This is a genomic window from Komagataeibacter kakiaceti JCM 25156, assembly GCF_000613305.1.
Genome location: NZ_BAIO01000105.1, coordinates 1 through 6,638, shown reverse-complemented (window position 1 = coordinate 6,638; position 6,638 = coordinate 1). Strand labels below are relative to the sequence as shown.

The following is a 6,638-nucleotide window of genomic DNA, read 5'->3' as shown; positions in this document are numbered from 1 at the left end:
TGGCGACCGTGTTTCTGGAAGTCGCGCGCGACAACGCCCCCGCCATGGCGCTGTATTGCGGGGCGGGCTTTACGCAGGTGGGCCTGCGCCGCAACTATTACCCCGATGGCATGGACGCCTGCGTCATGCGCCGGGAGATTTGAGCACGGTCAGGCGATGGGTCATGCCATCTGCTTCTGTCTGTATTTCCTCCACAACATGACCCAGCAGCTTCAGGCTGCGCGATACATTGTCCAGAGGGGTGGGGCCACGCAGGCGTACAAGCAGTCTTTCCCCGGCCTGAAGTCTGTCAAGCGCCAGACGCGTGCGCACGAAAGTCATGGGGCAGACTTCATTGGTTATATCTATCGCTGTCATCTCAATATCGGACATATTACCATCAAACCTTTGGTGAAGTCGGTTGCGGTCCATCGGGAATTATTTATATAGGACGTATATTTATTCCAGAATGACAGGATCAGATAGATGGCGGATGCAGCTGCGGAAGTTGAAGTGCGGGAACTGACCGCCGAAATCGTTTCGGCCTATGTATCGCGTAATGAACTCAGCGCGGAGACCCTTCCCGATCTGATTCACCGGGTTTACGAGGCCATCTCCACGCTCGGGCGCGTGGAACCCGCGCCGGAAAAGCCGGTGCCGGCGGTTCCCCTCAAGAAATCGGTCTTCCCTGATTACATCATCTGCCTGGAAGACGGGAAGAAGCTCAAGATGCTCAAGCGTCACCTCAAGACCGCCTACAACATGACGCCCGAGGATTATCGCGAACGCTGGGGCCTGCCGCATGACTACCCCATGGTCGCCCCCAATTACGCCAGCCACCGCTCCACACTGGCGCGCAAGATCGGTCTCGGCACGAAACGTGAGGACTGAACCCCCTGTCGTATGGTAACGTAGACAAGCATCTACATGATCGGCTACGCCCGTAAACATGGCAACAGACAGTAACGGACTGCAATCGCGCATCGAGCGTATGTGCACGGAGCGCGGGCTGAAAATGACCGGCCAGCGCCGCGTTATCGCGCGTGTGCTGTCTGAGTCCCATGACCACCCGGATGTGGAGGAACTCTACCGCCGCGCCGCGGCGCTCGATGAACGGATCTCGGTCGCCACGGTCTATCGTACCGTGCGCCTGCTGGAAGAGAACGGCATTCTCGAGCGGCGTGACTTCGGTGGCGGCCGGGCCCGCTACGAAGCCACGGAGGAAGGGGATCACTACCACCTGATCGATGTGGAAAGCGGGCAGGTGGTGGAATTCACCCATGCCGGGCATGCCGCGCTGCTGCGCAGGATCACGGCCGAGCTGGGGTTTGACCTTGTCTCCCACCGGCTGGAACTGTTTGCGCGCAGATTGCCGGACGTGTCACAAGACCAGACCGACCAGGCGGCACCAACAGAGCGGAAAGGCAGATCACAGCCTTGAGTATTGAGAAAACCATACAGTCCCTTTCTACTCTGGACCTGGAACGCAACGGTTTTCCCGAGCTGCGGGGGGGCAATCTGGGTGTCAGGATCGCCGCGACCGAGGAAGAGCGTGATGCCGCCCAGGCGCTGCGTTACCGGGTTTTTTACGAGGAAATGGGCGCCCGCCCCGATTCCCGCACCGCCCGGCTGCGGCGCGATGTGGATGAATTCGATGAATATGCCGATCACCTTCTGGTGATCGACCACGCCATTTCATCCGGGGCGAAGGGGGTCGTGGGCACCTATCGCCTCATGCAGGGTGACGCGGCGAAAAAGCTGGGCCGGTTCTATTCCTCCAGCGAATATGACATCTCGCCCCTGACCGAATTTCCCGGCCGCCTGCTGGAAGTCGGGCGGTCGTGCGTGGACCGGGAATACCGGGGCCGCGCGGCCATGCAACTGCTGTGGCGCGGTATTGCCTCCTATATCTTCCTGCACCGGATTGATGTGCTGTTCGGGTGCGCCAGCCTGCCCGGCACCGACCCCGACGCCCTGTCGGATGAACTGACCTATCTCTACCATAACCACCTCGCGCCCCCGGCGCTGCGGGTCAGGGCGCTGGCGGAGCGGCGGGTGGAAATGCTGCGCGCGGACCCGCAACTGATCGACCACCGCCGGTCGCTCGCCCGCCTGCCCCCGCTGATAAAGGGCTACCTGCGCCTGGGTGGCTATGTGGGTGATGGCGCGGTGATCGATGCGCAGTTCAACACCACCGATGTTGCGGTTCTGGTCAAGAGCGAACTGCTGGCCGACAAGTACTACCGTCATTACGAACGCCGCCTGCGTGACGCGCTGGACTAGTCCGGCGGGCGGAGCAAGAGCGGAATACGGCGCTTCATGATGTTTCTGTACGAGAATTACATGAAGCTGTCGCGCCTGCGCGGGTGGCGGGCGGATCTCGTCATGGCGCTGGCGGGGGGCGTGTACGCCCTGGCCTTCCCACCGTTGCATCTGGTTGTGGTGCTGCCGGTCGCGTTCTGCCTGCTTGCGCGCGCGATTGACAGCGCGGCGGACTGGCGGGAGGCCGCCCGGCGCGGCTTCATGTTCGCGATGGGGCTGTATACGGTCGGCCTGTACTGGCTGATGTACGCCATTCTGATCCGGGCGGATGATTTCTGGTGGCTGGTGCCGCTGGCGTCACCGGGCTGCGCGGTCATCCTCGCGCCGCTGAGCGCGCTGACAGCGGGGCTGAGCAGGCTGGTCCCCCGTGGAACCGGGCGGCTTCTGGCGCTTGCGGCCCTGTGGACGATCACGGACATGGCGCGGGTGTTCGTGTTCAGTGGTTTCCCGTGGAACCCGCCGGGCAGTGTGTGGGAGTTCCCCGGTCTGGCCGGGGATGTCATGATCCAGCCCGCCGCATGGATCGGCGTGGATGGCCTGACCCTGCTGACCTGCCTGCTGTCGCTGGCGCCGCTCTACGCACGGGCGGGGCGGCTGGCCTGCCTTGCGGTGATGGTGGCGTGGGTGGCCAGCGGCGCCCTGCGCCTGACCAGCACGCATGACACCTATCGGCATAACCCGGAGGTTGTGCTGGTGCAGGGCAATGTGCCCGAGACGGACAAGATTACCGGCAGTTCCGATGTCGCGATTTTCCGCCGCTATCTTGCCCTGACCCGGCAGGGCGTGACGCAGGCCCTGCGGGAATCGGACGGGCGGCCCGTTGTTTTCGCGTGGCCGGAATCGGCTTTTCCGGGGCTGCTTCTGGAAGATGACATCGCCCGGCCCATGATCGCGCAGGCCGGGGCGGGGGCTGCGGCGGGCATTATCGGCACCGTGCGCTGGGCGGAAGACCGCCACTGGCGCAACAGCATGGCGGCGCTTCTTCCCCCCGACGGACATGCCGCCGCCATTTATGACAAGGCGCATCTGGTGCCCTTTGGTGAGTATCAGCCCGCTTTCCTGCCCTTCCATGTCGTGCCGGGGGATGGCATGACGCCCGGCCCGAACGTAAGCACGTGGCATCTGCCCGGTATTCCCCCGGTTGGCCCGCTGATCTGTTACGAGGTGATCTTCTCAGGTCAGGTGGTCGATGCCCATGACCGGCCGGATTGGCTCATGAACAGCACCAATGACGCCTGGTACGGCAACAGCGCCGGTCCGCGCCAGCATCTTGCCGCGGTCCGCCTGCGCGCGGTGGAGGAGGGGATTCCCGTGGCCCGCGCCGCCAATACCGGTATTTCGGCTGTGTTTGACGGGCGCGGCCATGAACTGGCGCGTCTGGGCTGGAACCGGCAGGGGGTGCTTGTCCATACCCTGCCCGATGCCCTGCCCTGTACGCTTTTTGGCCGTTATGGCCGCCTGATCCCGCTGTTGCTGGCCCTGCTGACGGGTCTTGCGGGGCTGTGGTACGGCCGGGTGCTGCGCGGTACGGCCTAGGAAAAATCCGTTTTATTGACCCGGACCCAAATTCATGCATTTTAAATACATGAATTTTTCCGACTCCATCGCGTATTCCGGCGCATGGCATGATTTTTGTGCCGGTCCCGCTTTGTCTGTTCCGGTATGACGGATAATTACGAGTGTATTATAACAGGGAATGATTTAAAAAGGATTAACATCCTCAGTCTCATTGCCTCTGTCGTCATTTTTTGAATTGGCCCCTCATACCGATCAGGAAAGGTAACGCCATTATTGTGACCGGAAAACTGCTTGCAACCTCCAATCCGGTAGATGTGCATGTAGGCAATCGTATCCGGCTGCGTCGCACGTTGCTGGGTATGTCCCAGGAACGGTTGGGGACTGCTTTGGGGCTGACATTCCAGCAGATCCAGAAATATGAACGGGGCAGGAACCGTGTCGGTGCGTCGCGCCTGTACGATCTGGCGGTTGTGCTGGGCGTGCCGGTGGCCTTCTTTTTTGAGGGACTGTCCGAGCAGGGGGACACCGCACCCGATGCGGGCAATGTCGCGGGCATGGCCGCGCCCGATGGGCCGGTGCCCACCGACCCGGCCGTGCAATGCGCCCTGCCATCGGCCCAGCCCGATGACCTGACCCTGCTTTCACGCCGCGAGACCATTGAACTGGTCCGCGCGTATTACGGTATCGAGGATAGTGGTACGCGCCGTCGCGTGCTGGATCTCGTCCGTTCCATGAGCGCGAACTGAGGCGGGGCTATTCCCGCCGCAGGACCTGATCGGTCATGAAGGATGCAAGCCTGCCCGCCCGGAAATCGGCGCGCAGGCGTTCCTCGTCATATTCGGTGCGCACCCAGTCCATGAAGGGCAGACGCCCCTCCGCTTCCGCCTGATAACGCAGGAAAAACGCATCGAGCACCCCGGTGCGGGATGTGTTGAAATGCCCGTTCCTCCATGAAAGCTGGCGCAGGGCCTCCTTCGCCGTGCCGCCTTCGAACAGGATGACAAGGCCCGCCGCCAGCCCGGTACGGTCCGCGCCGGATTTGCAGTGCATGAGCATGGGAAAACGGATGTCGCGGTAAATCCGCTCGAATCGTTCGATCCGGTCCTTGTGCGGGGCATTGCGGCTTTCAAACGCCATGTCGATATGGTGCAGGCCGATCCTGTGCGCCGCCTCCCGCGACAGGACGTCGGATCCGCATTTGCGCTGCCCGCGCAGGTTGACCAGGGTTTTCAGCCCATGGCGGCGCACCGCAAGCCGCAGCCGCCATGGTGTGGGATGGTTGCAGCGATAGACGCGGCCGGGAATGACCACACGGAAGTTGGTCCATGTCTGGCGCAATATGGCATGGTCAACAAACAGGCTGTCGATCCATGCGCGGCTTCGGCCGGCGATGGTGGACAGGTTTCCCTCAAACACCGGCCATGTCCTTTCAGATGGAGCAGATACGAAAAAGGCGCCGGAGTTTTCACATCCGGCGCCTCATCCGTCAATCATGAATGGCGAAACAGGGTGTTACACCTTGCGTTCAAGCTGCAGTTCCTTGATCCGGCCAATGGCGCGGGCAGGGTTCAGGCCCTTGGGGCAGGTCTGGGTGCAGTTCATGATCGTGCGGCAGGCATAGAGCTTGAGCGGATCTTCCAGCGCGTCCAGCCGGTCGCCCGCATGTTCGTCGCGGCTGTCGGCAATCCAGCGATAGGCGGCCAGCAGCGTCGCGGGGCCAAGATAGCGGTCCCCGTTCCACCAGTAGGACGGGCACGATGTCGAGCAGCAGAAGCACAGGATGCACTCCCACATGCCATCGAGTTCCGCGCGCTCCTCGATGCTCTGGCGGCGTTCGGCGTCCGGCGGCGGCGCGGTGTCGGATTTGAGCCACGGCTCGATCGAGCGGAGCTGGGCATACGCCCCGTCCAGATCCGGCACCAGATCCTTGATGATCGGCATATGCGGCAGCGGGTAAATCGCGATGTCGCCCTCAATATCCCTGATGGGCTTGAGGCAGGCCAGCGTGTTTTCCCCCGCGATGTTCATGGCGCAGGAACCGCAGATTCCCTCGCGGCAGGAACGCCGGAACGTCAGGGTGGAGTCGATGTCGTTCTTGATGTGGATCAGCGCGTCGAGCACCATCGGCCCGATGCGGTCCAGATCAATCTCGTAGGTATCGACCACGGGGTTGTTGCCATCATCCGGAGACCAGCGATAGATCCGGAAGGTTTTGACATTGGTAGCGCCGGTGGGGGCCGGAAAGGTGCGGCCTTTGCCCACGGTGCTGTTCTTTGGCAGTCTGAATTCGACCATCGTCTCGTTCCTTTTCCGCCGTTACGTCAGTAGACGCGCTTCTTGGGGGGGAAGACCTGCACATCGTTGGTCAGCGTTTTCATGTGCACGGGGCGGTAGCTTAGCGTGACGTCACCCTTGTCTGTCATGTGGGCGACGGTGTGCTTCATCCAGTTCTTGTCGTCACGGTCGGGATAGTCGTCATGCGCCTGGGCGCCGCGGCTTTCGTGGCGTGCTTCGGCACCCGCCATCGTGACGGTGGCGTTGGCCAGCAGGTTCTCGAACTCGAGCGCTTCCATAAGGTCGCTGTTCCAGATCAGCGAACGGTCATTGATCGAGATATCGGGCAGTTCGCCCCAGATTTCCTTGATCTTCTCGACACCCTGCGCAAGGCTTTCGGTGTTGCGGAACACGGCGGCGTGCTTTTGCATGGTGCGCTGGAGCTTGCCGCGCATGTCGGCCACGTGCGTCTTGCCCTTGGCGTAGCGCAGGCGGTCAAAGCGCGCGATCGCGGCGTCACCGGCCCCGGCGGCAGCGGCGGGATC

The 6,638-nt window shown here is 62.3% G+C and carries 8 protein-coding genes and 1 pseudogene; 5 read left to right on the top strand and 4 right to left on the bottom strand.

The features are described from left to right. Nucleotides 1-123: 123 nt before the first annotated feature. The gene (locus JCM25156_RS07875) at nt 124-372 is read right to left on the bottom strand and encodes a sulfurtransferase TusA family protein (RefSeq protein WP_025812697.1); all 249 of its coding nucleotides are present in this window, start codon (nt 370-372) and stop codon (nt 124-126) included. A 93-nt stretch (nt 373-465) separates the two neighbouring features. Here JCM25156_RS07875 and JCM25156_RS07870 point away from each other — a divergent pair, with 93 nt between their 5' ends. From JCM25156_RS07870 to JCM25156_RS07850, 5 genes are all read left to right on the top strand, one after another. After that, complete coding sequence (locus JCM25156_RS07870) at nt 466-870, top strand: Ros/MucR family transcriptional regulator (protein ID WP_025812696.1); 405 nt, start codon at nt 466-468, stop codon at nt 868-870. Nucleotides 871-928: 58 nt separating this feature from the next. Then, nucleotides 929-1,420 (top strand): Fur family transcriptional regulator, encoded by a 492-nt coding sequence (locus JCM25156_RS07865; protein ID WP_025812695.1) that lies wholly within the window; start codon nt 929-931, stop codon nt 1,418-1,420. After that, a complete protein-coding gene (locus tag JCM25156_RS07860) occupies nt 1,417-2,262 on the top strand; it encodes a GNAT family N-acetyltransferase (protein ID WP_025812694.1) in 846 nt (281 codons plus the stop codon). The genes JCM25156_RS07865 and JCM25156_RS07860 overlap by 4 nt, the downstream gene beginning before the upstream one ends. Before the next feature lie 36 nt (nt 2,263-2,298). Next, nucleotides 2,299-3,837: an apolipoprotein N-acyltransferase gene (gene lnt / locus JCM25156_RS07855; RefSeq protein WP_025812693.1), complete on the top strand. Its 1,539-nt coding sequence runs from the start codon at nt 2,299-2,301 to the stop codon at nt 3,835-3,837. A gap of 269 nt (nt 3,838-4,106) precedes the next feature. Then, entirely contained in the window at nt 4,107-4,565 is a 459-nt protein-coding gene (locus tag JCM25156_RS07850; protein WP_025812692.1) for a helix-turn-helix domain-containing protein, read from the top strand. A 7-nt stretch (nt 4,566-4,572) separates the two neighbouring features. Here JCM25156_RS07850 and JCM25156_RS07845 read toward each other — a convergent pair whose 3' ends face one another. From JCM25156_RS07845 to JCM25156_RS22565, 3 genes and pseudogenes are all read right to left on the bottom strand, one after another. Then, on the bottom strand, nt 4,573-5,235 hold the full coding sequence (locus tag JCM25156_RS07845) for a fused DSP-PTPase phosphatase/NAD kinase-like protein (RefSeq protein ID WP_025812691.1): 663 nt from the start codon (nt 5,233-5,235) through the stop codon (nt 4,573-4,575). A gap of 96 nt (nt 5,236-5,331) precedes the next feature. Next, a complete protein-coding gene (locus JCM25156_RS07840) occupies nt 5,332-6,114 on the bottom strand; it encodes a succinate dehydrogenase iron-sulfur subunit (RefSeq protein WP_025812690.1) in 783 nt (260 codons plus the stop codon). A gap of 26 nt (nt 6,115-6,140) precedes the next feature. Next, nucleotides 6,141-6,638: pseudogene (locus tag JCM25156_RS22565) on the bottom strand (succinate dehydrogenase/fumarate reductase flavoprotein subunit); the annotation flags it as partial.